This window comes from Acinetobacter sp. 24-47-39 (genome assembly GCF_056783825.1).
This window is the reverse complement of sequence record NZ_JBWYIP010000008.1, coordinates 15101-40500: the sequence shown is the minus strand read 5'-3', so window position 1 is coordinate 40500 and position 25400 is coordinate 15101. Positions and strand designations below refer to the sequence as shown.

General features: G+C 39.5%; 18 protein-coding genes. 11 read left to right on the top strand and 7 right to left on the bottom strand.

Annotated elements, in window-relative coordinates:
* Window positions 1-21 precede the first annotated feature (21 nt).
* Window positions 22-3399, bottom strand: coding sequence for an Rne/Rng family ribonuclease (locus AC1M9C_RS08560; RefSeq protein WP_481587411.1), 3378 nt, complete (start codon window positions 3397-3399; stop codon window positions 22-24).
* Window positions 3400-3465: 66 nt separating this feature from the next.
* Between AC1M9C_RS08560 and AC1M9C_RS08555 the strand changes: the two genes are divergently transcribed.
* The 3 genes from AC1M9C_RS08555 (at window position 3466) to AC1M9C_RS08545 (ending at window position 5917) form a co-directional block, all read left to right on the top strand.
* Entirely contained in the window at window positions 3466-3603 is a 138-nt protein-coding gene (locus AC1M9C_RS08555) for a hypothetical protein (RefSeq protein WP_179998737.1), read from the top strand.
* Window positions 3604-4156: 553 nt separating this feature from the next.
* The gene (locus tag AC1M9C_RS08550; RefSeq protein ID WP_481953574.1) at window positions 4157-5122 is read left to right on the top strand and encodes an RluA family pseudouridine synthase; all 966 of its coding nucleotides are present in this window, start codon (window positions 4157-4159) and stop codon (window positions 5120-5122) included.
* A 126-nt stretch (window positions 5123-5248) separates the two neighbouring features.
* Window positions 5249-5917 carry an HAD family hydrolase gene (locus AC1M9C_RS08545; RefSeq protein ID WP_481953531.1) on the top strand — a complete coding sequence of 223 codons (669 nt, stop codon included), beginning with the start codon at window positions 5249-5251 and terminating at the stop codon, window positions 5915-5917.
* A gap of 46 nt (window positions 5918-5963) precedes the next feature.
* On the opposite strand, the gene hcaR is transcribed toward AC1M9C_RS08545, so the two are convergent.
* On the bottom strand, window positions 5964-6869 hold the full coding sequence (gene hcaR / locus AC1M9C_RS08540) for a DNA-binding transcriptional regulator HcaR (protein ID WP_481953530.1): 906 nt from the start codon (window positions 6867-6869) through the stop codon (window positions 5964-5966).
* 681 nt (window positions 6870-7550) lie between these two features.
* Between hcaR and AC1M9C_RS08535 the strand changes: the two genes are divergently transcribed.
* Window positions 7551-8672 carry an MBL fold metallo-hydrolase gene (locus AC1M9C_RS08535; RefSeq protein ID WP_092766704.1) on the top strand — a complete coding sequence of 374 codons (1122 nt, stop codon included), beginning with the start codon at window positions 7551-7553 and terminating at the stop codon, window positions 8670-8672.
* 47 nt (window positions 8673-8719) lie between these two features.
* On the opposite strand, the gene AC1M9C_RS08530 is transcribed toward AC1M9C_RS08535, so the two are convergent.
* Entirely contained in the window at window positions 8720-10240 is a 1521-nt protein-coding gene (locus AC1M9C_RS08530) for a catalase (protein WP_035264193.1), read from the bottom strand.
* Between the two features lie 426 nt (window positions 10241-10666).
* A complete protein-coding gene (locus AC1M9C_RS08525; protein WP_481953529.1) occupies window positions 10667-12904 on the bottom strand; it encodes a fatty acid desaturase in 2238 nt (745 codons plus the stop codon).
* A 109-nt stretch (window positions 12905-13013) separates the two neighbouring features.
* Here AC1M9C_RS08525 and AC1M9C_RS08520 point away from each other — a divergent pair, with 109 nt between their 5' ends.
* From AC1M9C_RS08520 to AC1M9C_RS08495, 6 genes are all read left to right on the top strand, one after another.
* Complete coding sequence (locus tag AC1M9C_RS08520; protein ID WP_481953528.1) at window positions 13014-14030, top strand: AraC family transcriptional regulator; 1017 nt, start codon at window positions 13014-13016, stop codon at window positions 14028-14030.
* Window positions 14031-14181: 151 nt separating this feature from the next.
* Entirely contained in the window at window positions 14182-15831 is a 1650-nt protein-coding gene (locus tag AC1M9C_RS08515) for an acyl-CoA dehydrogenase family protein (RefSeq protein ID WP_481953527.1), read from the top strand.
* A 213-nt stretch (window positions 15832-16044) separates the two neighbouring features.
* Window positions 16045-17211: an efflux RND transporter periplasmic adaptor subunit gene (locus tag AC1M9C_RS08510; RefSeq protein ID WP_481594846.1), complete on the top strand. Its 1167-nt coding sequence runs from the start codon at window positions 16045-16047 to the stop codon at window positions 17209-17211.
* On the top strand, window positions 17208-19121 hold the full coding sequence (locus AC1M9C_RS08505) for an ABC transporter permease (RefSeq protein WP_481953526.1): 1914 nt from the start codon (window positions 17208-17210) through the stop codon (window positions 19119-19121). Before AC1M9C_RS08510 ends, AC1M9C_RS08505 begins: the two co-directional genes overlap by 4 nt.
* A 321-nt stretch (window positions 19122-19442) precedes the next feature.
* Window positions 19443-21002: an MBL fold metallo-hydrolase gene (locus tag AC1M9C_RS08500; RefSeq protein ID WP_180028637.1), complete on the top strand. Its 1560-nt coding sequence runs from the start codon at window positions 19443-19445 to the stop codon at window positions 21000-21002.
* Window positions 21003-21220: 218 nt separating this feature from the next.
* Window positions 21221-21397 (top strand): DUF7230 family protein, encoded by a 177-nt coding sequence (locus AC1M9C_RS08495; protein WP_180028638.1) that lies wholly within the window; start codon window positions 21221-21223, stop codon window positions 21395-21397.
* 11 nt (window positions 21398-21408) lie between these two features.
* On the opposite strand, the gene AC1M9C_RS08490 is transcribed toward AC1M9C_RS08495, so the two are convergent.
* The 3 genes from AC1M9C_RS08490 to AC1M9C_RS08480 form a co-directional block, all read right to left on the bottom strand.
* A complete protein-coding gene (locus AC1M9C_RS08490) occupies window positions 21409-21603 on the bottom strand; it encodes a hypothetical protein (protein ID WP_481953525.1) in 195 nt (64 codons plus the stop codon).
* Between the two features lie 67 nt (window positions 21604-21670).
* Entirely contained in the window at window positions 21671-23965 is a 2295-nt protein-coding gene (gene ptsP, locus AC1M9C_RS08485) for a phosphoenolpyruvate--protein phosphotransferase (protein WP_035264179.1), read from the bottom strand.
* A 98-nt stretch (window positions 23966-24063) separates the two neighbouring features.
* Complete coding sequence (locus tag AC1M9C_RS08480) at window positions 24064-24534, bottom strand: RNA pyrophosphohydrolase (protein WP_035264177.1); 471 nt, start codon at window positions 24532-24534, stop codon at window positions 24064-24066.
* Between the two features lie 183 nt (window positions 24535-24717).
* Between AC1M9C_RS08480 and AC1M9C_RS08475 the strand changes: the two genes are divergently transcribed.
* Window positions 24718-25368 carry an HAD family hydrolase gene (locus AC1M9C_RS08475; RefSeq protein WP_481587332.1) on the top strand — a complete coding sequence of 217 codons (651 nt, stop codon included), beginning with the start codon at window positions 24718-24720 and terminating at the stop codon, window positions 25366-25368.
* Window positions 25369-25400 lie beyond the last annotated feature (32 nt).

The window sequence follows — 25400 nt, the reverse complement described above, 5'->3', positions numbered from 1 at the left end:
AGCTAATGTAGTTTAAGCAAATTACTCAGCTGATGGTGTTACTTTTTTTGGTGGGCGACCACGAGGGCGACGCGGACGAACAGGTTTTTCTTCTTCCTGCTGTTCTGCATCATCCTTATCTGCTTCAACTTGTGCAGATTTATCTTCAGCATTTACGGCAACTTCCGCCACTTCAACTTTCGCAGTTTCTGCTTCTGTAGGCACTACTTCATTTGATTCTGAAGATTTTTCTTCAGGTTGCTGTTCTGAAGAAGTTTGAACTTTTTCTTCAGTCTTCACTTCAGATTGAGTCACTTCAGCTGTCTGTGTTGCTGTTTCTTGATGTGCAACTTCAGATGTTGCATCAGCTGCTTGTGGAGCATCCGCAACAGGTGCTTCAACTTTCACGGCTTCTTGTGCTGCAACTTCTTCAAGGCGCGCTTGTTTTGCTTGCTCAGCTGCAAGTTTTGCAAGACGACGACGCTCACGTGGATCATTTGCAACACGCTTATCTGACACTGGTTTTGGAGGTGTTAAGTCTAACACAGGTGCAGGCTCTTTTTCAGCTGGAGCTTGTTGAACAGCGACATCACGTGTTACTGGTTTTTTCTCAGTAACAGGTTCAGCAGATTGAGTATTTAAACTCGCTGCATACTGTTCAGTGAACTTTTGCAATGCGCGATTGAAGGTTGGAATTAATCCAAACTGCTCAATCAATACAGAGCAATCCGCACCATACACATGTTGAATTAAACTTAAAACCGTATGTTGTGCTAAAGCTGGCACTTGTGAAGGGCGAAGCTTCGGCGCATCTGATTTTGCTTTCTGGTCATGTTGATGCTTGTTACGACGACGTTGACGTGGGTCGTTACTTGCACGTTGTGGTGCTTGTTGAGGTTTAACCTCAGCTTCAATGACAGGTTCATCAACCGTAATTTCCACTTGAGGTGCTGACACTTCAGCATCTGTCACAACAGGTGCTGGAGCAGTTGCTACAGGTGCTGCTACTTCAGGCGTTAAAGCAACAATCTCACTTTGTGCTTGATCAACATTAACCACTAACGCTGTTTTAAGCTCCTCATTACGAGGTACATCAATTAAATCAACTTTAACTTGAGCTTCTTGAGCAACAGGTGCTGAAGATTGCTCTTGATTTAATACACTTTGATCGCGTTGACGATTTGGACGTTGTGGACGTTGTGCATTACGGTCACGACGTGGCACAGCTTGTTCAGTTTGTGCTTCGAAAGCTGTCTCGTTTTGTTGAGGGCGCTTTTGATGACGTTTCTGATCACGCTGTTCTTGGCGTTGCTCATGACGGTTTTCATTGCGTGACTCATGACGATTATCTTGACGTTGTTCATGGCGAGGTGCCTGTACAACTTCTTCAATCACATGTTGATCTGCGTTAACTTCGCGTGTGTCACGTTGCTTATTGCGATTTTTCTTGTTATGACGTTGTGGACGCTCGTCTTTTTCAGCTTGACGTTCTTGGTCGCGTGTATCATTTTTCGCAACAGGCGTATGTGAAATATACGCATTTGTTTCAACTGGTGCAGATGCTTCAATTGCCACAGGTGTTACAGGTGCAATTTGACCGAATTGACCACGACTTACGGCACCACCGTTCACCATTTGTTCAATTGCAGCCGCTGCAGAGTTAGCCGTACGCGATTGATCAATCGTACTTGCTTGTTTTTGAACAAACAGATTTTCTAACCATGCGCATGGGCTAGTTGCTGGAGCAGCTACTGCTGGCGCAGTTTTTTGCGCTACCGCAGGTTGTGTAGCATTTTGGTTATTTTTATGACGCTTATTGCCTTTTTCCTGCGTTACAGGGGCATGCGTATGTGGAGCTACATGCTCTTCTTCTAAGTGCCATTCTGAAGACTCATAACCCAACTCTTTTTCACTTGAACGAGTCGCTTCAGTACGTTCATAGCTGGTTGGTGCAAAGCCTTCAGGATTATACGAGATTTCGTAATGTGGCGTTTCTAAATGCGGGTGAGGGAGTACAGTCACACGTACATTTGAAGTTTGCTCCAAATACACGAGGCTATGACGTTTTTCATTGAGAAGGAATGCTGCAATTTCAACAGGAACTTCTACTTGAACTTCACCTTGACGCTCACGAAGTGCAATTTCTTCAACTTTACGCATGATCGAAAGTGAAAGAGAACGCAAGTCACGAACCATACCTGTGCCATGACAACGTGGACATACATAGCCAGTCGCTTCTTCTAAAGAAGGGCGTAAACGTTGGCGACTCATTTCCATTAAGCCGAAACGAGACAATTGACCGAACTGGATACGTGCACGATCACTTTGAGTTGATTCACGCAGTTTCGCTTCAACCATACGTTGATTACGTTCTTTGGTCATATCAATGAAGTCAATCACGACCAGACCACCAATATCACGTAAGCGAAGTTGGCGAGCGATCTCTTCTGCTGCTTCTAAGTTAGTACTAAGCGCAGTTTCCTCTACATCGTGACCACGAGTAGATTTTGCAGAGTTAATATCGATCGAAACCAATGCTTCTGTTTGGTCAATGACAATTGAACCACCAGAAGGAAGTTTAACTTCACGCTCGTAAGCAGTTTGAATTTGACTTTCGATACCAAAATGAGCAAATAAAGGCTCATTCAAAGTATATGTTTTTAACTTGTCTAATTGGTTCGGCATCACGGCTTTAACAAAGTTATAGGCTTCGTTATAAGCTTGTTCAGAATCAATTAAAATTTCTGCAACATCATCACGTAAATAGTCGCGAATTGCACGAGTAACTACACCAGCTTCCTGATGAACCAACATTGGAGAAGGGCCAGAATTTGCTGTACTTTGGATGCGTGCCCAAAGATCGAGAAGGTGCTGAAGATCAAGTTGAAGCTCTTCTTGTGAGCGACCAATCCCTGCAGTACGTACAATCACGCTCATACCACGAGGTACATTTAAAGACGCCAACATTTCTTTCAATTCTTCACGAACTGAACCAGAAATTTGACGACTAATACCACCACCTTTCGGGTTGTTTGGCATTAAGACCAAGTAACGACCAGCAAGGGAAATAAAAGTTGAGAGTGCAGCGCCTTTGTTGCCACGTTCCTCTTTTTCAACTTGAACTAAAAGCTCAGTACCTTCAGTGATTAACTCACGAATGTTTGAAGTTTGACGAGGGTCAGCTTTGTAATATGAGTTTGCGATTTCACGCATTGAAAGGAAGCCTTGACGGCCTGCACCATATTCTACAAAAACAGCTTCAAGAGATGGCTCAACGCGAGTCACGTGACCTTTGTAGATATTGGCTTTCTTTTGTTCACGAGTACGATTTTCTAAATCGAAATCGTAAAGACGGTGACCAGTGATGAGTGCAACGCGAACTTCTTCGGCATGTGTTGCATTGATCAACATACGTTTCATGGGTGTAACACCTAATAGTGATACACAAGCAAAACATCGCGATTTACGTAGCGAACATCAACCCGCATGGATCAATTCCTAGATCACCATAATCAGTTTGATCTAAGTGTATTACCGGCCTTTATTGATGGGCTTCGGTATTTTGATTCACGTATTGATGATGGCAATACGGCTTTAATCCTGTCACTGATTAAAGAAGCCTGAACATTCACTGGCGGACTAACGGTGCATTGGATGTTCGTTACTTTCACTGTCACATTGCTCGAAGATCATCTCTTCAATTTTTTGATAGAGTGTCTTGATACGGAATTATCGTCGTATCTTTACAAATTGTGCAGATCCAATGCATCTAACGTTATAGCCTGAATGAGAAATCAGGTTGCGACCATTCTGATGTGTATCAGTTAACGTTTAAAAACCAACATAATTGTTGGCGACATATTTTTTTAAACAAACTGATTTATGTGCAGAAGCACAATTAAACGCAACAGTTTGTCTTTTTGCCGATATAATAAGCCTTCGGCGTTGGCATATTCTTTTGGGACCATTCCGAGTTTATGCTAAACAAAAATTTAGTTTGAATTTCAAAATTTTGAAATCTCTAAACAAATGTTCACTTACGGCGGTATCCGTGCGCTGACTATAGCAAACCTTAGATCATCTGCCTATGGGCTACACAGACATTTCTAGTCAATTGGGTAGTCTAAATGATCAGTTTTTAATCGAATTTAGTATTTTTTTAGGTCAACGTAACTGTATGAATTCTACGCAAGAATGGCAAAGCGTCACTTGGTTTGAAGTGGATGAGCACCAATTGGGGCAACGCATCGACAATTTTCTATTCGCTCGTCTTAAAGGAGTACCGAAAAGTCGAATCTATCGTTTAATTCGTGAAGGTCAGGTGCGGGTCAACAAAAAGCGTGTGAAAGCGGAAACCAAATTGAATATTGGTGATCAAATCCGTGTTGCCCCGATTCGTTATGAACAAAAAGATGAATCTCAAGCTCCAGTATCAGACAAAGTCGCGCAGGGCTTGTTAAGCCGTGTGATTTATGAAGATGAAGGTCTTTTAGTGGTGAACAAACCTTCTGGGATTGCGGTGCACGGTGGAAGTGGTGTGGCGTATGGTTTAATTGAAGGCTTACGCGCAGCGACAGGGAAAAAATATTTAGAACTGATCCACCGTATTGACCGAGATACTTCAGGCTTGGTGATGATTTCTAAAAAGCGTAGCGTGTTAAAAACACTTCAAGATATGCTTCGTGAACACAAGATTCAAAAAACTTATGCTGCTGTGGTGAAAGGCCAAGTCACATTAGACTCACAATTAATCGATGCACCATTACATCGCTATGAGTTAGCCAATGGTGAACGTCGAGTACGTGTATCTAAAGAAGGAAAACCTTCAAAAACCCAATGGAAGGTAGCAGAACGCTTTATGCATGCATCACTCGTGTATGCGTCACCGCTTTCTGGTCGTACACATCAAATTCGTGTACATGGACTCAGTATTGGTCATCCCTTGGTGGGTGATGAAAAGTACGGGCATGAGACGGAATATCGTGGACCTAAACCACGCCGTTTATGTTTACATGCAATGCGCTTAGAAATACCTGGATATCCAGTAATTGAAGCACCATTGCCTGAGGATATGCAAAGCTTGATTGCACAACTTCGCGCACAAAAAGCGGATAAACCTGTAGTGCAGTCTCAACAAGACTGAGTGCGTCTCAGTGGTTGTGTAAGGATTGAATCATTGTGTCATGACGAGGTCATGCAACGATGAGATCTTAATATGTCAATATGATATTTAAATGGCATCCACCCGATCAAAATTAGGATACAAAATATGACATCAGCGGTAAAACTCATTATTTTTGATTGGGATGGCACCTTATTTGATTCAGTGGGTCAAATTGTTGAAAGTTTAAAATTTGCCGCCAAACAATTTAATCAACCTTTAACTGATGAGGATGCTAAAAGCATTATTGGCTTAGGATTACCTGAAGTTGCGCAGGTTTTATTTCCTCAGGTTCCTGATTTACACGAGGCAATTTTACAGTCTTATTCAGCGCATTATGTTGAGCACTCGAAACATGATCGTTGGTTTGATGGTGTGGCAGAAATGTTGCATGATCTCAAAGAATCAGGAATCCATTTGGCTGTTGCGACAGGAAAAAGTCGTAAGGGGCTAGATCGAGTACTGGGGCAAACTCAGAGTGTGAGTTTGTTTTCAGCTACACGTGCAGCCAGTGAAACAAAATCAAAACCAGATCCGTTGATGTTGGCTGAAATTTTAGCCGAAACTGGTTTTAATGCAGATCAAGCGATAATGGTAGGAGACACTTCATACGATCTTGAAATGGCATTGAATATTCGTATGCCGAGTGTAGGGGTGACGTATGGCGTTCATCTACCTGAGGTATTACAGCAATATCATCCCCTTGCGGTTGTTGATTCCATTGATGAGTTACATCAATTTTTAAAACATTTCATCAAACAGTCTGTTGCGTGTTAAAACACAGTGAATAAAAAAACCCGCTCGATTCAGCGGGTTTTTTTATTCACGTTGAACTTTGATTAAAGTCTAAATAAAAGACTTTTGAAAGTAACTCCATAAATTTTTGCACAGCAATACCAGTGGCATTCTTGCGATAACTTACAAAGAGATCCAGAGAAGGTAGCTCTACATCGAGTGGACGAGTCACACTATTTTCCAAGAGAAGTGGCACAATATAGCCAGGAAGAATAGTACACCCTAAGCCAATACCAATAGAGTTAATGTTAAACAAGATATTGTCAGCTTTTTGAACAATTTTAAAAGAAACGCCATTTTGTTCAGCAAAGCCTATAATGGTGTCATGTAGGGTTTTAGATTGTTCATCTGAAGGGATCACAAAATCAATGCCATCAAGCGCTTTTACAGGAATACGGTCGTACTTTGCCAAAGGGTGATCTTTAGGCAGAATAAAAACTAAAGGTTCACGCAGTACAAAGCGACTCTCGATCTCTTCAGAATCTAAACGTTGACGAGTAAAAGTAATGTCCAATTCACCTTTCTTTATGCCTTTGAATTGCTCAATATTATTTAAGCTTTGTAATTCAATTTTTAATTCGGGATTTTGAACACGTAAGTTAGGTAATACATAAGGAAAGATTTTCATTTCTGCAACTGGCACAAAACCAATGCGTAGCATTTTTTGTTTTGCTTTAGACACTTGGCGCGCCATATTAATTGCTTTTTCTGCTTGAGCAATGGTGAGTCTCGCCTGTTCCAGAAACACAGCGCCTTCTTCGGTCAATTCAACTTTTCGTTTGGTACGATTTAGTAAACGCACACCAACATCTTCTTCTAAATCTTTGATTTGTTGGCTGAGTGAAGGCTGTGCTGTGTAGAGCTTAAGTGCAGCTTTGCTAAAATTAAGCTCTTCTGCAACTGTAATAAAATAGCGCAAATGCCGTAATTCCATATAGCCTTCCAGAGAATAATCTAAAAAATGTCTTAATGTTGCTAAAGATGAGTATAAGTGAAATTGATCAATAAGTAGATGTATTTTGGTATTTAGTTAGTGAATGAAGCATTTTTTTGTATTTTAAAATTCACATGCATTTAATTTCTTATTTAGATAGAAATTCTACATTTCAAGATCGAACTCTCATCGCGAATGAGTGACTGATTTGTATAGGTTTAGAAAAGATTGTATCTATTAAAGTTGAAACCAATTGTTTCGGCTTTAAGTCTATGAAAAATAATAATGTAGAGAAAACTATGTTGAAGCTTTGTGAGATCAGTTGTTCAGCGTTAAGTCACATCCTAAACAAAATTTAACTTCCTCTATTTAAGATTTCTGTGGGTGATTAAAAAAACATCAAAAATCAGAAAAAAACAACAAAATCATAAACAAAAAGAAAGTCTGAGTTGTATATGATGAATAATATAGGGATGATTAGTGGTCTATTTCACAATTTATTGATGAAATTATAACCACTTCATGGGAATTGAGATTGATGTTGTCTTAAATGAAACACGAACAGTGTATCTTTTAAAAACATAATTTAAAAATGCGAATAGATGATGAACATAATCTATTTATATAACTGAATAATCAACTATTTCAAAATCGCTTCGGTTTAAGGTGCTTACATTTATTATGTCTAATTTGACTGATATTCCAACGACGACTTCGAGTAATCCAGAGTCTACACTTGTTGTTGGACGGAAGCCGCAGGATTCTAATCTGCACTATCAACTAAAGACTGAAGATTGTATTCGGCATGTGTGGTTTAAACCAAAACTTAAATTGGTTTCACTGGATCACCATAATGGGCAAAGATTCGTTAATCAGGAACCACGTCCTGCACAGCTCAACCAATGGAATTTATATAAATGGTTGATGGCTCGTAAAAGCTTTACCTGGCAAGGTGATTTCGCGAAAGAGCAACAGGATTTTATTCAAACCAAACGTGCTAAGCCTGAGGCTCGTCCGCATGCAGATTTAGAAGATTGGCAAGTATGGTTTGTTGGTCATGCTACGGTTTTAATTCAAATTGGTCCATATAACTTCTTAACCGACCCTGTATGGGCGGATTATGTAAGCCCAAAGCACGGGAGTGGACCGAAACGTGTTATCCCTGCAGGGATTGCACTTGAAGATTTACCACAGATTCACGCAGTATTACTCAGTCATAATCACTATGATCATATGGATTTAGCGAGTTTGAATTGGCTACATCAAAAATTTGCTATGCCGATCTATACAGGTCTAGGAAATGCAGCCTATTTACCGAAAGCATTTCATGTGATTGAGATGGATTGGTGGCAGTCTGCCTTATTCAAAGATTTTAAAATTGTCTACACGCCTGCCCAACATGGTTCTGGTCGAGGGCTTCGTGATCAAAACCTTGCATTATGGGGTGGTTTTTCAATTTTATCTGAGCATGGTCATTGTTACTTTGCTGGTGATACAGGCTATGCACAACATTTTAAAGAGATTCACCAGCGCTTAGGTGCACCAAGGATTGCTTTACTGCCAATCGGTGCATATGAACCAAGAGTATTGATGCAATATCTACATATGAATCCTGCTGATGCATTCCAAGCACATAAAGATTTACACGCAAAACGTTCACTAGCGATTCACTATCGTACTTTTCAGTTAACAGATGAAGATCGGAATCAACCTGAGTTGGATCTGCACCAAGCGATGAAAAATGCATCTAAATTTATCAGTCCGTTTTATTGTATTCGGGAAGGTAAAAAACTAATTGTTTGAATAAAAAAAAACCGCTGATAACAGCGGTTTTTTTATGGAGATATTAATTAAAGTAAGCCAGGATTTCCTTGTGCTGGGTCAGTTGCACGTGCAGCCTGTGCATCAGCTACGGTCATGCCTAATGCTTTTGCAACACCCTCGCCATATGCTGGGTCACAAGCATAGCAGTTACGAATATGACGATACTTAATGAAATCTAATGCATCGCCCATTGCTGCGGCTGTATTGTCAAATAAAGCCTGTTTTTGCTGATCATTCATGAGATTGAATAATGCGCGTGGTTGACTGAAATAGTCATTGTCATCTTCGCGGTAATCCCAGAAATCTGCCGCACCAGAAATTTTTAATGGTGGCTCTTTATATTGTGGCTGTTCCTGCCATTGGCTGAAACTATTTGGTTCATAGTGTGGCAAAGCACCATAGTTACCATCAGTACGACCTTGACCATCGCGACGGTTTGAGTGAACAGGGCAACGTGGTGCATTCACTGGAATTTGATAATGGTTAACACCAACACGGTAGCGTGCAGCATCTGCATAGTTGAACAGACGTGCTTGAAGCATACGGTCAGGTGAGAAGCTGATGCCTGGCACTAAGTTACTTGGAGCAAAGGCAGCTTGTTCTACGTCTTGGAAGTAGTTTTCAGGGTTACGATTAAGTTCGAATTCACCGACTTCGATCAAAGGATAGTCACCTTTAGGCCATACTTTGGTTAAGTCAAATGGGTGATATGGAACTTTCTCTGCATCTAGCTCAGGCATGATTTGGACGTACATTTTCCATTTCGGGAAATCACCACGTTCAATCGCATCAAATAAGTCAGTTTGAGAGCTTTCGCGATCTTTCGCAATAATCGCTTCAGCTTCTGCATCAGTTAAATTCTTAATGCCTTGTTGCGTGCGCATATGGAATTTAACCCAGAAGCGTTCGTTGTTGGCATTAATGAAACTGAAGGTATGGCTACCAAAACCATGCATGTGACGGTAACCATCTGGGATACCTCGGTCTGACATGACAATCGTCACTTGATGTAATGCTTCTGGAAGTAAAGTCCAGAAATCCCAGTTGTTGGTTGCACTACGTTTGTTGGTTTTAGGATCGCGTTTTACTGCTTTGTTTAAGTCAGGGAACTTACGCGCATCACGTAAGAAGAAAACTGGAGTGTTATTACCTACTAAATCCCAGTTACCTTCTTCAGTGTAGAATTTCATTGCGAAACCGCGGATATCACGTTCAGCATCTGCTGCACCACGTTCGCCAGCAACTGTAGAGAAGCGCACAAAAATATCGGTTTTTTTACCGATTTCAGAGAATAATTTAGCGCGAGTATATTGCGTAATATCATGGGTAACAGTGAAGGTACCAAATGCCCCAGAACCTTTCGCGTGCATACGACGCTCAGGAATCACTTCACGAACGAAGTTACCTAGTTTTTCATTCAGCCATAAATCTTGTGCAAGTAAAGGACCACGTGCACCTGCTGTCATACTGTTTTGGTTGTCTACTACAGGAGCACCAGCATCAGTTGTTAAGTGGGTGACAGGACATTTTTTTGAGTCATCGCTCATATTCATTCTCCATTTATAATATATGTCTTTCTTGATGGTTGGCTGAGCATTCACTTTTATAAGATCTAGCGCTTCCAATACCAGAGACATGAACCGTTTTGTTCGATCATTCTAAAGCAACATTGTGACAAGAATGTGTGTTTTATTGAGTTTACAAATTCATCATAAATCATGATGCGTTCAATTGGAGTGTTTAATTTGTAAATAAAATTCCAATTACCCTCATATAAATTAAGGGTTTATTTGAATATTCACCAATAGAATATTTGGTTCAGGTTAAAAGGATTTAACGATGATTTACAGTAAGGTTTTGGTTGTGCAATTTTTGGATAAGAATCATAAGTTTGGTTGTTTAAGTGTTTGAATCGTGCTGTCATGAAGCAATGCGTGATTACTTCATGACGGTGATTAACATAATAATCTTTGTTAAACATCAAGCACAATGATTGGCGAGCGAGCTACAGTGTTGCATAGCGTAATGCGATGTTGAATAGTGGATGAATCAACTTCTAACTGAGTTTGACCTTCCAATTTAGTGCATACACAGGCTTTGCATAAACCTTGTTGACAACCGCTTGGCAGTTTCAGTCCAGCTTGACGCGCGGCTTCAAGTAAAGTGACATTCCCTTCAATGTCGATACTTGTATTACTCTTTTTGAAAATCACTCGACGTGTAACACCGTCAGACTCAAAATTGAAAGGAGTAGGTTTAAAATTTTCTGTGTGAAATGCTGCTGCTTTAACGCCTGCTTGAATAAGTTGTTGGCGAGCAGAATCGATTAATGCTTGAGGGGCGCAGGCATATACGTGTTGGCGTTTAAAATCTCGAATATAAGGTTGGAAAATTTCGAGACTAAAACGTCCTTGTCGTAAATCAGATGTCGACTCGTTCTGAACTTTGGAGCAGATGAAGTGAATATTCAAATTCGAATGCTTTGCGATTTGACGAATCTCATTTTCAAACAAAATAGAATTTTCATCATGGTTAAAGTAAAACAAATGAGCTTCAGCTTTACTTTCGATACGCTGATATTTTCTTAACATGCTTAAAATTGGCGTAATACCGACTCCTGCTGCGATAAAGATTAACTTCGGCGGGAGGGTGTCTAAAACAAAATCAGGTGTAGATTGTGGTGGACTTACAATCTTCACCTCCGTATTTACAGGAACATGATCATGAATATAGTGAGAAACGATGCCCGCAGGTGTACGTTTCACTGCTATTTCAAAATAGCCATCTGCACTTTGGCTTTCATGCAATAAGCTGTATTGACGAATATAGGTTTGCCCATTTATTTCAAAACTTAATGAAATAAATGCGCCAGCCTGCCATCTTAAATGTTCCCAACCTTGAGGCTTGCTCATTTTGAGTGTTTTGACTTGACCATTAAGCTGTATTTCGACTTGTATAACTTTTGCCGACGCATTATAGAACTGTGGCTTGTGTAAATATGTCATGGTTGAGGGGGGCTGATATTGAATTCCTCGTTTGATACGTTTTAGTAATTCTTTTGGTCGAATCAGTAATTTGAAAGGGTTATTTTTTTCTTGATTACCAAAAGGTAGAGTTCTTTTAATGAGGCTGAGCGGTATCGCTGGAATCAGCTTTTCCATGGGTGAATTGTGATAAGGCAAATGATATTTTTCACAAATACTACGTACTACAGCTTTGATTTGTCTTTGACGATTACATGCTAAATCTGGAAATAAATGATGCTCAAGATGTGTATCTAATCCGCCATAAAAGATTTCAAATGGAGGTGGATTTGGATACGGGACCTCATCATCAAGGATTTTTTTGAGAAACTGATCCAGCGGTGCATATGGGATAAAATTGGTGGTACTTTTAATCTGTCGTATGAAATATTCTTCTTGCGTCTCATCAGGTCCAGGATCTGAATAAAGCTCCAAATTTTCAGCGTGATGTTCTAAGAAGAGGATATGAAGTAAAAAACCATAGCCTATCGTTGTTGTAAGATAATTTCCGATAAAAACAGGTAATTTTTTTGACCATTTTGCAGCGACTGGTGCTTCAATAAACTGTTTTTGAGCATGAGCTTTTATGAGACGAAGTGATTGAGTAAAGGTTTCTTTGGAAAGGATCTTTCGACCTTCTGTACGTGCTGCTGATGTGGCTGTATAGAGTGTGAAATAGTAGGATGGAGTGATCATCAGCGCACTGTAAATCAGCAATTGAACACTGTGATGCCCATACCAGCTTTGACCTACCAAGCTTCTTAAAAAGGAATACCCTAAATCATGATCTTTGCCAACGATGTTGGTAAATGGATGATGATTTTGATGATGCATGACGCGCCATTCACGAGGATCAGTCACAAAGTCCCATACCCAGCGTTCTGAATGAAACTCGGTTGCTTGGGGGAGGTGATCATAACTTCCGTGCATGATGTTATGACCGAGCTCTGAAAATTCGAGTAGGGTGTGTAAACAACCCAGAATAATGCCCCGTCCCCAAGATTCTAAACATATACATTCACGAATAAGTTGCTCACTGCGTAATTTTATAGCCTTTGAATATGCAGCAACATTTTGAATATGATCAATATCTTGGTCGTTCATCTCGCCTTTGGTTTTTTGATATAACGCCGTGAGTTCATTGACCAGGCTTTGCTGTTCCTCAGCAAGATTGGCATACATGTTCATAAAAATTCCATTTTCTTTTTTTATGAATATAAGAGATTGAATTCACTTGTAGAATGATAATTAAACAGTTAAATTTGACATTAGATGACAAATAAAAACGCGAACAATGATGCTTAATTCATGGAAGTTTTTAAGGGAAGCGAATACAGCTCGGGTACTATGTCATGTTGCTGAAAGCTACGGTATTACTTTTGAGCAATGCCTAGAAAATACACAACTGACGAAACAGGATCTTTATCGAGAAAATTTTGAAATCCAAGAGCGAAATGAATTACAGATCATCAGAAATATTCTGAATCTAATCTCTGATGAACATCCCATTGCGCTCGAAGCTGGGCTTCGACATCACACCACCACATTAGGGGCTTGGGGATTTGCAATTTTAAGTAGTGCCAATGTCAGAGAAGCGTTGTTGATTGCGATACGGTATCTAAAATTAGGTGCAATTTTTTCTGATGTGGCTTTGCAAGAAGATGGTGAATTTACACATTTAAATTTATTTCATCATGACCTAAGTGCTGATATGCAATTATTTATTTTAGAAAGAGATATTGCGACCATCATCACACTTCAAAATGACATTCTTGGTGCTCAATTACCATTTCAGATAGATTTAGCTATGGCCAAGCCTTGCTATGCAAATCAGATAGAAGAATTAACTGGTTATCCTATTTTCTATGAGAAACCACAAAGTCGAATCACTATTCAATCTGAATTGTTGCTTACCCCATTGCGTCAAGCTGATGACTTCACTTTTATGCGTTACCAGAAAGAGTGTGAGCATGTATTTCGACGCCGAAAAAGCTTAGGGGACTATAGTAAAAAAATACGCGAGTTTTTATTAAAGAATGCATCACAAATGCCGACGATTGAAGATATATCCAAAGCTTTAGCTGTCAATGTTCGTACCACTCAGCGCAATTTAGCCAATGAAGGGATTACGTTTCACCAATTGGTTAAAAATTTACGTGAGGATTTGGCAGATGATTTGTTGCTGGGTACTGATCTTACAATAGATCAAATTTCTGAACGGTTGGGTTATGCTGAAGTATCTGTATTTTCTAGAGCATTCAAGCGCTGTAAGGGTATGCCACCAGCAAAATATCGAAAGATGATGCAACAATAGTAAGAGATAATACTGAGATCATATTAAGACGTTGATAAAAATTTAATGACAATTCAAGTCATCATTTGCACTAGATAATCTACTTTCAAAAGCTATACTCGATAATATAAATAATCAAGTTATAGATAAAAATTCCAAAGAGGGTGCGTTTATGTCGGCATGGATGACACATCAAATACATAATCAATTTGATGAGCTTCAAGATTACAATCTATATACAACAGATCCAATCTTACAAGAAATCTTACAGCGTTATGGCAGTAGAAACTCAGTCCATTTAAGTGAATTTGGTGCAGTCGTAGGTTGTGAAAGCTTTTATCACCATGCTGATCTTGCCAATAAACATCCTCCTATTTTACATAGTTTTGATGCTCGAGGCAGGCGGGCAGATTTTGTTGAATTTCATCCTTCATGGCACAAATGGATGGCGTTAAATCGTAAATATGCGGTTCATGCACATCCTTTTCTAAATTTCACTCAAGAATCTGGTTGGGTGGATTGGGCAGCAAAGTTCTTCCTCAGTGGTCAAGTGGAGTGTGGAAACTTATGTCCAAATTCAATGACCTTGGGCAGCATTCCATTGATTCAAAAAGAACCTGAGCTGTGGAAAAAACTAGGAGATAAACTTTTATCCACTGAATATGATGAACGCGATTTACCAATTGCTCAGAAAAAATCGATTTGGATTGGAATGGGCATGACTGAAAAGCAGGGTGGTTCTGATGTGCGTGCTAATGAAACGACAGCTGTTCCAGTTGGGCAGTCTGGAAGAGGACAAGCCTATTTACTAACTGGGCATAAATGGTTTTTTTCAGCACCTATGTGCGATGCACATTTGGTTGTTGCTAAAACTGAGCATGATGGATTGGCGTGTTTCTTTGTGCCGCGTTGGTTGGAAGATGGAACAAAAAATGCGATTCATATTCAACGGCTCAAAGAGAAGGTTGGAAATCGCAGCAACTCCAGCTCTGAGGTCGAATTTAAAGAAGCTTGGGGCATTATGATAGGGGAGGCTGGACGTGGCATTCCGACGATTATTGAAATGGCGAACTATACCCGATTAACGTGTGCGGTAGGTTCAAGTGGCATTATGCGTCAGGCCCTAGTACAAAGCATTGCCTATACTCGTCAACGTCAAGCATTTGGTAAGAGACTCATTGAGCAGCCATTAATGCGGTCTGTGCTCACAGATCTTGCTTTAGAAACTGAAGCGGCAGTGCAGTTGAGTTTCCATTTGGCTCATTGTTATGAACATGACAGCGAACTTTGTTTGGCATGGAAACGTATCATGACACCAGCAGCAAAATTTTGGGTCTGTAAAAGAGCAGTAGAGATGACTGGTGAAATGATGGAAGTCTTCGGTGGCAATGGCTACGTTGAACATGGCATCATGGCTCGTCTCTTTAAAGAAGCACCTGTGAACACCATTTGGGAAGGGTCAGGTAATGTCATGTGTCTCGATGTGCTTCGTGCTATTTCACGTGATCCTGAATCAATCGAGCATTTATTTAAAGATTTAGCATCTACTGCAAGTCACGACAAAATACTTAATGAAGAGTTGCAGGGACTGTTTAGATTATTTCATCAGGAACCTGATGATTTACAATTTATGGGGAGAAGCTTAGTCAGTCGTTTGGTTGTGCTCTCTCAAGCAGTATTGCTGAAACGTTATGCGCCAGATTTTATTGCCAATGCTTTTATTGCGACGCGTTATCAAAAATTTCATGGTCAAGTGGTGGGAATGCTTGATCCTAAACAAGTAGATGTGACCTCAATTTTAAATCGAGCATTTGCCGCTTAATTATTTTCCAAAACCCTTTTCTGATAGACAGCCAACACATAGATGCGGTTGGCTGTTATCGATACATAAAAATAAATAAGTACGACAGTGTGAAAAAATAGAATTCACTAGAATCGTGTCATTAAAAATTTTTAAATTTTGATCATATTAAAGTGAATAAAACATGTTGATCAAAAGTTATCTCCTCAATAAAGATTATTCGTCATTATGCACATGCAAAAAAAATCAAAAAAATTAAAGTATTTTTTGGTCTTAGTGGTATTGGTTGCTTTAGCTCTTTCTGTTTATTTCTATATTCAGTCACAAAAAAAGCAGCCAGAACCGCAGACCGTTGAAGTCACTCAAGGTGATCTAACGCAGATTGTTAAAGCCACAGGTGAAATTTATGCATCTGATATTGTCTCCGTGGGTGCACAAGTCTCAGGTCAAATTCAAAAGCTGTATATCAAGTTAGGACAGGATGTAAAAAAAGGCGAATTAATCGCTGAAATTGACTCGACAACACAGTTGGACAAGCTCAATACCAGTAAAGCCGAACTTGAAGCTGCGAAGGCAGACTTGGCAGCGAAACGTGTCGCTTTACAAACTTTAAAACAAAACTATCAGCGTAAATTAACCTTATACAAAGCTGAAGCAGGCTCTCGTGAAGAGCTCGAACAGGCGAATAATCAGCTTAAACAAGCGATTGCAGATGTTGAGTCAAATGAATATCGGCTGAAACAATTACAGATTAATGTGAATACAGCACAAACTGAATTGGGCTACACACAGATTCGCTCTCCATTGACGGGTACCGTGGTTTCCATGCCTGTTGAAGCTGGTCAAACCATTAACTTTGCACAAACGACACCTTTGATCGCGACGATCGCCAACTTGAATAAGATGGAAATCCGAATGCAGGTCGCAGAAGGTGACTACACTAAATTAAAAGAAAACATGCCAGTTAAATTTAGCACCTTGGCAGACCCCAATGTGAAATTAGATGGTGTGATTCAAAGTATTGATCCTGCTTTAACGACCCTGACCAAAGGAACTTACGACGATAAAAATGAAAATGCGAATGCAGCAGTGTTCTACTATGCAAGAATGTTGGTGGACAACCCTGAGCGTAAACTCAGTATCGGTATGACAACCCAAAATGACATTATTGTAAATCAAAAAAAGAATGTGCTGAAAATTCCGAAAACAACGGTGATTGGATATGGATCAGATGCCATGGTTTACCTCTATCAACCTGATACAAAACCTCAACCAAGAAAAGTCGTGACTGGAATTTCTGACTCAAATGATATTGAAATTAAGTCTGGTTTAAAGTTGGGTGAAAAAATTTTGGCAGAGGCACCTGACGATAGTGCGAATACATCAGGCGATACTCAATGAGTTTGATTGAACTAAAAAAAATAAATAAATTTGTAGGTCCAGAAAATAATCAACAACACATCCTAAAAGATGTCAGTCTCAGTATTGAACAGGGTGAGTTTATTTCGATTATTGGGCAATCAGGTTCAGGTAAGTCTACTTTAATGAATTTACTTGGATGTTTGGATCAAGCCTCTTCAGGACAGTTTCTGTTTCGTGGACAAGATATTTTCTTATTGAGTAATGATGAGCTTTCATCGTTACGTTTAAAAAGTTTTGGGTTTGTGTTCCAACGCTATAATTTATTGAATGCTTTATCTGCTTTAGAGAATGTCGCCTTGCCCGCGATTTATTCAAATTTGAATGCAGAAAACCGTGCAGATCGAGCACTGCAACTTTTAGCTCAGCTCGGTTTAGCTGATAAGAGTGACAATAAACCCAATGAAATGTCGGGTGGACAGCAGCAACGAGTCAGTATTGCCCGCGCGCTTATGAATGGTGGTGAGGTTATTTTAGCCGATGAACCCACAGGCGCTTTGGATTCTGAAAGTGGTGAAATGGTCTTGCAAATTTTGGAAGATCTACACCGTCAAGGGCATACGATTATTTTAGTTACTCATGATAAAAGTATTGCAGAACGTGCAGATCGTGTCATTGAAATTAAAGATGGACGCATTCTTTCGGATACGCAGCGTAAATCTTTAGGGCAAGTTTCTCCATCAAAAGTTTTTCATGCGGACATGAAATTCAGCTTTGTTTCCCAAGTCTATGAAGCGATGAAAATGTCTTTGCACTCAATTTTCGCCAATCGTTTAAGGTCATTTTTGACCATGCTAGGGATTATTATTGGCATTTGCTCAGTCATCATTGTCATTGCCATTGGTAATGGCGCAAAAGAAAAGTTTTTGAATGATTGGGGAGGATTGAAAACAGCAACACTTGAGATTTATCCGGGGGGAACAGCTTTAGCTGCATCTGCCAGCCGTTTAAATATGGATGATTTAAATGCTCTCAATGAGATGAAAGAAATTACCCATGTTTCTCCACATGTCAGTTTAAGCGGGAACATGATTTATCAAAATCGTAATATTGATGTGAGTGCAACAGGTGCAGATGGTTTTTATTTAAAAATTAGAAACATGAAAGTTCAACATGGTCGCTTTTTTACACAGAGCGATGTTGAACAGCGCTCCCAAATCGTAGTGATTGATAAGCAAGCTGCTGAAAAATTATTTGGACAGCAAAAATTAGCTTTAGGTAAAACAGTCTTATTTAATAAGCGTTCTTATGAAATTGTTGGAATCGCTGAACCTCAATATAGCTCAGGTTCTTCACAAATTTGGATGCCTTATAATGTATTGATGTCGCAAATTTCAAGTAGTGATAATGTCAATCTGCTGACTGCGGTACTACATCAAAATACGGACCCAGTGAAAGCCGAAAAGAAAGTGAGGCAACTATTGATTGCTCGTCATGGTGTGGAGGATTTTGATATATACAACAGCGATGAGTCTATGAAGTCCTTTGAAAAATATTTAGGAACGATGACTTTCTTTATTTCTGCAGTAGCCTTTATTTCATTGGTCGTAGGTGGCGTTGGTGTGATGAATATCATGCTCGTTTCTGTGACCGAGCGAATTAAGGAAATTGGCTTACGAATAGCAGTTGGTGCTCGCCAAAGTGATGTGCAGGCTCAGTTTTTGATTGAATCTGCAGTTTTATGTTTAATTGGTGGCGTAATTGGTGTTGCGATCGCCTTGATCGCCAGTTTTATTTTTAATGCGATTAGCTCAGATTATAAGATGGTATTTTCATGGTCAGTTGCTATTATCGCACTGCTATTTTCAACGCTGGTTGGTTTGATCTTTGGTTATATGCCCGCTAAACGTGCTGCAAACTTAAAACCAATTGAAGCCTTAGCCCATGAATAAGAAAAAATTAGAGATGGCTGTTCAGTGAGTATTGTCTGTATTAACAGGTATTCAAAGTTCAAGATACTAAAGTTAACATTTTTTATCGTGGAATTTATTGTTGCAAATCAGTCTAATATTTTAACTGCAAATTCAATTTTTTTACTTACTAAACCGTAAGTACTTCTCATCCTTCTTCTGCCTCAATAAGCTTTTAATTCGCCTTGTTGCACTGCCACATCCGCAGTATGACGAGGGGGAATATGGCACTTTTGCTTTAAAGCTTATTTAAAAAATAAAGATCAATAAGAACCATAGATAAATTTATCTCATGAGGCTGATATGACAAAACTCCTAACCACTAGTTTATTTGTGACCACCATTGCTTTAAGTGGCTGTAATGATTCTGATGATAAAAGTCCAAAAGATTCATCAAATCCATCTCCACTCACTTTGCAGACTTATACTCCTGGAGAGGATGCTGTTTTTGCCGTTGCATCAACTTTAATTTCAGGAAAAAAAGATGCTATTTTGGTCGATGCTCAATTTCAGAATCAATACGCTAAAGACGTAGTCAATCTGATTAAGAAATCAGGTAAAAATTTAAAATATATTTATATTTCCCATAGTGACCCTGACTATTATTTTGGAACCAATGAAATTTTAAAAGCATTTCCAAATGCTAAGGTTGTTTCAACCGCGCAGACAGCTTATTTGATACAAGCCTCTAAAGAAGATAAGTTATCAGTTTGGCAGCCACAATTAGCAAAAGGCGATGCCCCTGAAAAGATTATTATTCCTGAAGCCTTAAATTCAGGATATATGGAATTAGATGGGCAAAAGATTCAAGTCCAACTTGATCCAGAGGATTCCGCACATAGTTTCTTATGGATTCCAAGTTTAAAAACAGCATTGGGTGGTATTTCGGTCGCTTATGATGAGCATTTGTGGATGGCCGATACCAATGGTGTGCAAGGGATCGATCTTTGGAAGAAGCAAATTGATAAAATACTGAGTTTAAATCCTGAAAAAGTGATCCCAGGTCATTATGTAAAAAGTGACTTTTCACCTAAGCCATTGGATTGGATTAAAGGGTATTTAACGAACTTTAAAACAGCAGTTACTGAAAATCAAAGCTCGGAGGGGATTTTGGGATATATGAAAGCAAAGTATCCAGATCTTGAGTCGAGTGAAGAAGTGCTAAAAATGTCTGCACAAGTATTTGCCAAAGAAACCGATTGGAAAGTTGCATCTCCTTATCCGCCAATAGGACAAAAAATTCAAGTCGATTTTACGAGTTTGAAATTTGATCTTGATGTCAAAGACCATCAGAACCTAACTTTTACAGGTGCTGGTGGCGCAGTTGGGCCAGATCTTTCTGAAGCGGTAAAATATACACCTGTTGAGATTGCTAAAAATATTTTTATGGTTTATTGGCATGAGGATAAATCAGGAGATAATGTCGTTCATATTCAAGATTATAATCGAGATATCGTTTACACCAACATTGCTGGGAATGATGGAACAATTCATCTTAAAGGCAAAATACTAGGCGTCAAAGGTGTAATCAAGGACATCGGTTTACAACAAGCATTGAATAAACCATTCTTCGCTATTGGACAGACTTTGGCGTTAAACATCAATGGTCAAACGCAGCGTCTTGAATTCAAAGACCAAGGTCTTTTAAATATCACATCAGGACAAAATACATCTGCCAATATTGAATATGTAGCCACACAGGTTGGACCTGAGCAGTTTATGGTGTATTGGACAGATGATGCGACTAGAGAAAATGTTGTATTAGTCATCGATCAAAAGCAAAAGATCGTTTACCAAAATATCGCAATGCCAGATGGAAAATTTAATCATCATCGAGGTACATTTAGTCTTCTACCGAAATAATGATGATTTAGTCCTTTCTATGCTGTGTAAGAGCACCTTTGGGTGCTCGAGTTATTGATCAATTTAACATAGAAAAATGGCAGAGCTAATCTTAAACATTGTATACCTTCGATGTAGGTCATTGAAAAAACCATTATCAAGTTGCTTGTATAATGTACAAAAAAGCGTAATATCGCTTTCCCATCATGAAGGATGGATAAACTGAAGGTGATTAAAAAATGGCAAAGAAAAAAGCGTTGCCAGAAGTTGTGATTCACAACTTTGTGGCAAAACATATGCATGAAGTCAACAAAAGCCAAGTTTTTGTAGATCGTAAGAAAAATGCAAAACGTGGCTACAGCAAGCATAAAAAAGGGAGATATTCGAATGACTATCTCCCTTTTTTATATGCCTAAACACGTGAAGATTATTCTGCTCCACCGATACTTCCACAGCAATCTATATCAACATGTGATGATAATTCGCCCAGTTGGTATTCAAAACTCATCGTTGAGCCATGACCTAGCGTATGATTTGAAATAGATTTGTTAGGTGTTGAACTACTTTTTAATTTACTAACATATAAATGAAATAGAATTACCGAGATCGCTACGATCGACATGAAGATAAAAAAAGCCAATTGATCATGTTGTTACTCAGCTGTATCTCTGCTTAAACGGGGATTCGTATTAAGCATTTACAATACGATTCGATTTCACCATATCCGCTAAACCATGGTGACGGAAATAATATTCCATCCAACTTTTCACAATGAGTGGATTACTCATTTTCACCACTTCATCTAAAAGCGTTTGCGCATCTACCATTGGAACATGACAAATTGCTTTACGGACTCTGAGAATATTGCTCGAACTCATTGAAAGCGTATTAAAGCCCATTGCCATCAGTAAAATTGCTGAGAGTGGATCGCCAGCCATTTCACCACAAATACTGACAGGTTTGTCATATTTATGACACTCTTGAACTAAGCGTTGCAATGCTCGAAGCACTGAGGGATGGAAGTGAGAATAAACACTCGATACACGTGGGTTATTACGGTCGACTGCCAACAAATATTGGATTAAATCATTCGAACCCACAGAGAAGAAATCAACTAATTCTGCAAACTCACCAATTTGAAGTAAAACACTAGGTACTTCCACCATGATGCCAATTTTAGGACGATTAATTTTAACTTGTTCTTCTTCCTGAACCGCAGCTAAGTCACGCTCAATAATATAAAGCGCTTCTTCTACTTCACTGACGCTGGTGATCATTGGCAGCAAAATATGCAAATTATTCAAACCAACACTGGCTTTTAACATCGCACGAATTTGTGAAGAGAAAATCTCAGGATGATCCAAGGTAAAACGAATCCCTCTCCATCCTAATGCTGAGTTTTCTTCTTCTATTTCGAAATAAGGTAAATCTTTATCTGCACCAATATCCAAAGTACGCATCACGACTGGTTTATTGGCAAAGTGACTAAGTTGTTGACGGTAAATCGCCCGTTGCTCTTCTTCACCCGGGAAACGATCACGCAACATAAATGGAATTTCTGAACGATAGAGTCCGACACCTTTGGCACCGCGTTGTACACCACGCACGACATCAATCATTAAACCTGTATTCACAAATAAGCGTACTGCAACACCATCAGGAGTGATGGCATCTTTGGTTTCATACTGTTTAAGATCTTTGGCGATTTGTTCTTCTTCTTTTTGGATGTCACGATAACGTTGACGTAAACGGCGTGGTGGATTGATAAATACACGTCCTTGATAGGCATCAACAATCATTTCCACATCATCAAGGGTAGTCACCGGAAGTTCGGTGACACCAACAACTGTGGGGATACCCAAAGCACGTGCTACAATCACCATATGTGAATTGGCAGCCCCTTCAGACGTCACAATCGCTGCAATCTTATCGACAGGTAGTTCAACCAGTGCTGCCGTACTGATTTCTTCACCCACGATGATACTGTCATTACTCAGTTCTCGGTGACTTAAATCATCTTCTTGAAGCGCTGCTAAAATACGACGCCCAAGGTCTTTTAGGTCTGCAACACGTTCTCGTAAATAATCGTCTTCCATTTGTGCAAAGATTGCCACATGACGATCAATAACGTGTTTAACTGCACCTTGAGCCCAGTGACCATCACGGATTAACTCTTTGATTTCAGCAGGCAGGGCATTCTCATCCAACATTCTCAAGAATACGCTAAATAATGCACGTTCCTCAGACATCAAAGAATCTTGCATTTTATCATCAAGTGATTGAATTTCTTGGCGAACTGAATCAACCGCATGATCGAGTAATTCAAGCTCTTCACTGATATCTTCAGCTTCGCGGTCAGGTACTGAACCTAAATCTGCGGGTGGATAAAGAATAAGTGCACGACCTAATGCAATACCACCTGCACCTGATGATCCTTGAAATGTTTTATAGGTTGGAGAATTATTTGGCTTACGGAAAACATCAATATTTCCAACTGCATGCGCATGGGCGATAACGCCAGAAAGTTGCGCACAAAGTGTGACTAAAAACGATTCAGCAGCTTCGCTAAAGTCTTGTGGTTCAGTATTTTGAACCACGAGAACGCCCATGACTTTTCGACGATACATGACAGGAACGCCAAGGAAAGAGTTATAAATCTCTTCACCCGTTTCTGGGAAATACGCGAAACGCTCATGCTTAAACGCATTCTCGATATTGACGATTTCCTCGCGTTGCCCAACGAGTCCGACCAAACCCTCACCCAGCTGCAGTGAGACATTGCCAATAGATTCAGCATTTAAGCCTTTGGAAGCCATCAGAACGTAACGTTGGTTACGTTCATCAAGTAAATAAATAGAGCACACATCTACATGCATTGCTTCAGAAATTTGGTTGACCATAATTTCTAACGAATCATGCAAACTGACAGACGCATTGATTTCTTGGACAATGCGCCGTAAAGAGTCTAATTGCATGTTCGACATGTAGCGGTGCTCCTCTTAAAGGGATGTAATTATGGTGATTATTCAAATAGTCGAAATAAAAATCAAACATTTAAATTCAATGTTTAATATAAATCATGCTATGGCAGATGCATACACAATTCCAACATGGCACGACGGTAAACATCTTTTTTGAAGTTCACCACTTGGCCTAGTGGATACCAATAGCTGACCCATTGCCATTGATCAAACTCTGGCGGATCATTCAAGTTCAACTGAATATGATTCGTTGACGCGACTAATTTCAATAAAAACCATTTTTGCTTTTGTCCGATACACACAGGATCAGAATCTGATCTGATGTAGCGAAGTGGCAAACGATAATGTAACCAACCTTCGGTCTGAGCAATTATTTGGACGTGCTCCGGCAATAACCCGACTTCTTCACGGAGTTCCCTGAAAAGTGCCTGTTCTGGAGTTTCACCAAATTGGATGCCTCCTTGAGGAAATTGCCAAGCATTGTGACCAATGCGTTTTGCCCATAAAACTTGTCCAATATCATTTGCCAAAATGATCCCGACATTCGGTCGGAAACCTTCTGAGTCGATCATTTGGCACCTAAAATTTATTAAATTCGTTGACTTTGGGTTCGGGGGCATCCACTCTCTATGCCCAACTCGAAAAGTTCAAAGTAATAATGTTTTAAAATTGCTATGATCTTAACGAATTTCTATCGACTAGCGGAGATAGATTTACATTTTTTTTCTTAAATTTCAGTTTGAACGAGTAATTTCATGAAATTGGCGTTGTTTGATTTAGATCACACCTTGTTAAATACCGACTCTGACCATTCTTGGGGCGAGTTTTTAGTCAATGAAGGCTTGGTTGATCCAGTTCGACATCGTGCCATGAATGATAAATTTTATGAAGATTACAAAGCGGGACAACTTGATCCAATTGCCTACAACGAATTCGTATTTGAATTTTTAACACAACATGACAATGAGTATTTAACCGACTTACATCAGCTTTTTATGCAAAAAGTCATTCGACCTCAAATGCGTCCTGAAGGTTATAAAGCGATTCAACGTCATCAAGATGCTGGGCATCAATTAGTAGGGATTACCGCAACATCAGATTTTATTACTGCACCCATTTTTCGTGAATTTGGTATTACAGAAATTATTGCAACCAATGCAGAAGTGGTTGATGGTAAATATACGGGTAAAGTCATTAATATTCCGTGTTATCAAAAAGGTAAATTGGCACGATTAGATCAATGGCTTGAGGGACGAGACGTTACTGAATCATGGGCATATTCAGACTCTATTAATGATCGATTCTTATTGGAATATGCGGATCATGCGATTGCAGTCAATCCAGATGATCGTCTTGAAGCATTGGCTAAAGAGCAGGGTTGGGATATCCAAGACTGGTCCATTTAAGACAATTTTATTCTCAAAATTCAAAATTGCTA

What these genes read in the sequence shown, in the direction of transcription:
- AC1M9C_RS08490 (WP_481953525.1), bottom strand. Translation starts at nt 21,603, where the DNA reads ATGTCGATCGTAGCGATCTCGGTAATTCTATTTCATTTATATGTTAGT.
- AC1M9C_RS08495 (WP_180028638.1), top strand. Translation starts at nt 21,221, where the DNA reads ATGGCAAAGAAAAAAGCGTTGCCAGAAGTTGTGATTCACAACTTTGTG.
- hcaR (WP_481953530.1), bottom strand. Translation starts at nt 6,869, where the DNA reads ATGGAATTACGGCATTTGCGCTATTTTATTACAGTTGCAGAAGAGCTT.
- AC1M9C_RS08530 (WP_035264193.1), bottom strand. Translation starts at nt 10,240, where the DNA reads ATGAGCGATGACTCAAAAAAATGTCCTGTCACCCACTTAACAACTGAT.
- AC1M9C_RS08505 (WP_481953526.1), top strand. Translation starts at nt 17,208, where the DNA reads ATGAGTTTGATTGAACTAAAAAAAATAAATAAATTTGTAGGTCCAGAA.
- AC1M9C_RS08525 (WP_481953529.1), bottom strand. Translation starts at nt 12,904, where the DNA reads ATGAACATGTATGCCAATCTTGCTGAGGAACAGCAAAGCCTGGTCAAT.
- AC1M9C_RS08555 (WP_179998737.1), top strand. Translation starts at nt 3,466, where the DNA reads ATGGATCAATTCCTAGATCACCATAATCAGTTTGATCTAAGTGTATTA.
- AC1M9C_RS08545 (WP_481953531.1), top strand. Translation starts at nt 5,249, where the DNA reads ATGACATCAGCGGTAAAACTCATTATTTTTGATTGGGATGGCACCTTA.
- AC1M9C_RS08560 (WP_481587411.1), bottom strand. Translation starts at nt 3,399, where the DNA reads ATGAAACGTATGTTGATCAATGCAACACATGCCGAAGAAGTTCGCGTT.
- ptsP (WP_035264179.1), bottom strand. Translation starts at nt 23,965, where the DNA reads ATGTCGAACATGCAATTAGACTCTTTACGGCGCATTGTCCAAGAAATC.
- AC1M9C_RS08510 (WP_481594846.1), top strand. Translation starts at nt 16,045, where the DNA reads ATGCAAAAAAAATCAAAAAAATTAAAGTATTTTTTGGTCTTAGTGGTA.
- AC1M9C_RS08535 (WP_092766704.1), top strand. Translation starts at nt 7,551, where the DNA reads ATGTCTAATTTGACTGATATTCCAACGACGACTTCGAGTAATCCAGAG.
- AC1M9C_RS08515 (WP_481953527.1), top strand. Translation starts at nt 14,182, where the DNA reads ATGTCGGCATGGATGACACATCAAATACATAATCAATTTGATGAGCTT.
- AC1M9C_RS08480 (WP_035264177.1), bottom strand. Translation starts at nt 24,534, where the DNA reads ATGATCGACTCAGAAGGTTTCCGACCGAATGTCGGGATCATTTTGGCA.
- AC1M9C_RS08500 (WP_180028637.1), top strand. Translation starts at nt 19,443, where the DNA reads ATGACAAAACTCCTAACCACTAGTTTATTTGTGACCACCATTGCTTTA.
- AC1M9C_RS08475 (WP_481587332.1), top strand. Translation starts at nt 24,718, where the DNA reads ATGAAATTGGCGTTGTTTGATTTAGATCACACCTTGTTAAATACCGAC.
- AC1M9C_RS08520 (WP_481953528.1), top strand. Translation starts at nt 13,014, where the DNA reads ATGCTTAATTCATGGAAGTTTTTAAGGGAAGCGAATACAGCTCGGGTA.
- AC1M9C_RS08550 (WP_481953574.1), top strand. Translation starts at nt 4,157, where the DNA reads ATGAATTCTACGCAAGAATGGCAAAGCGTCACTTGGTTTGAAGTGGAT.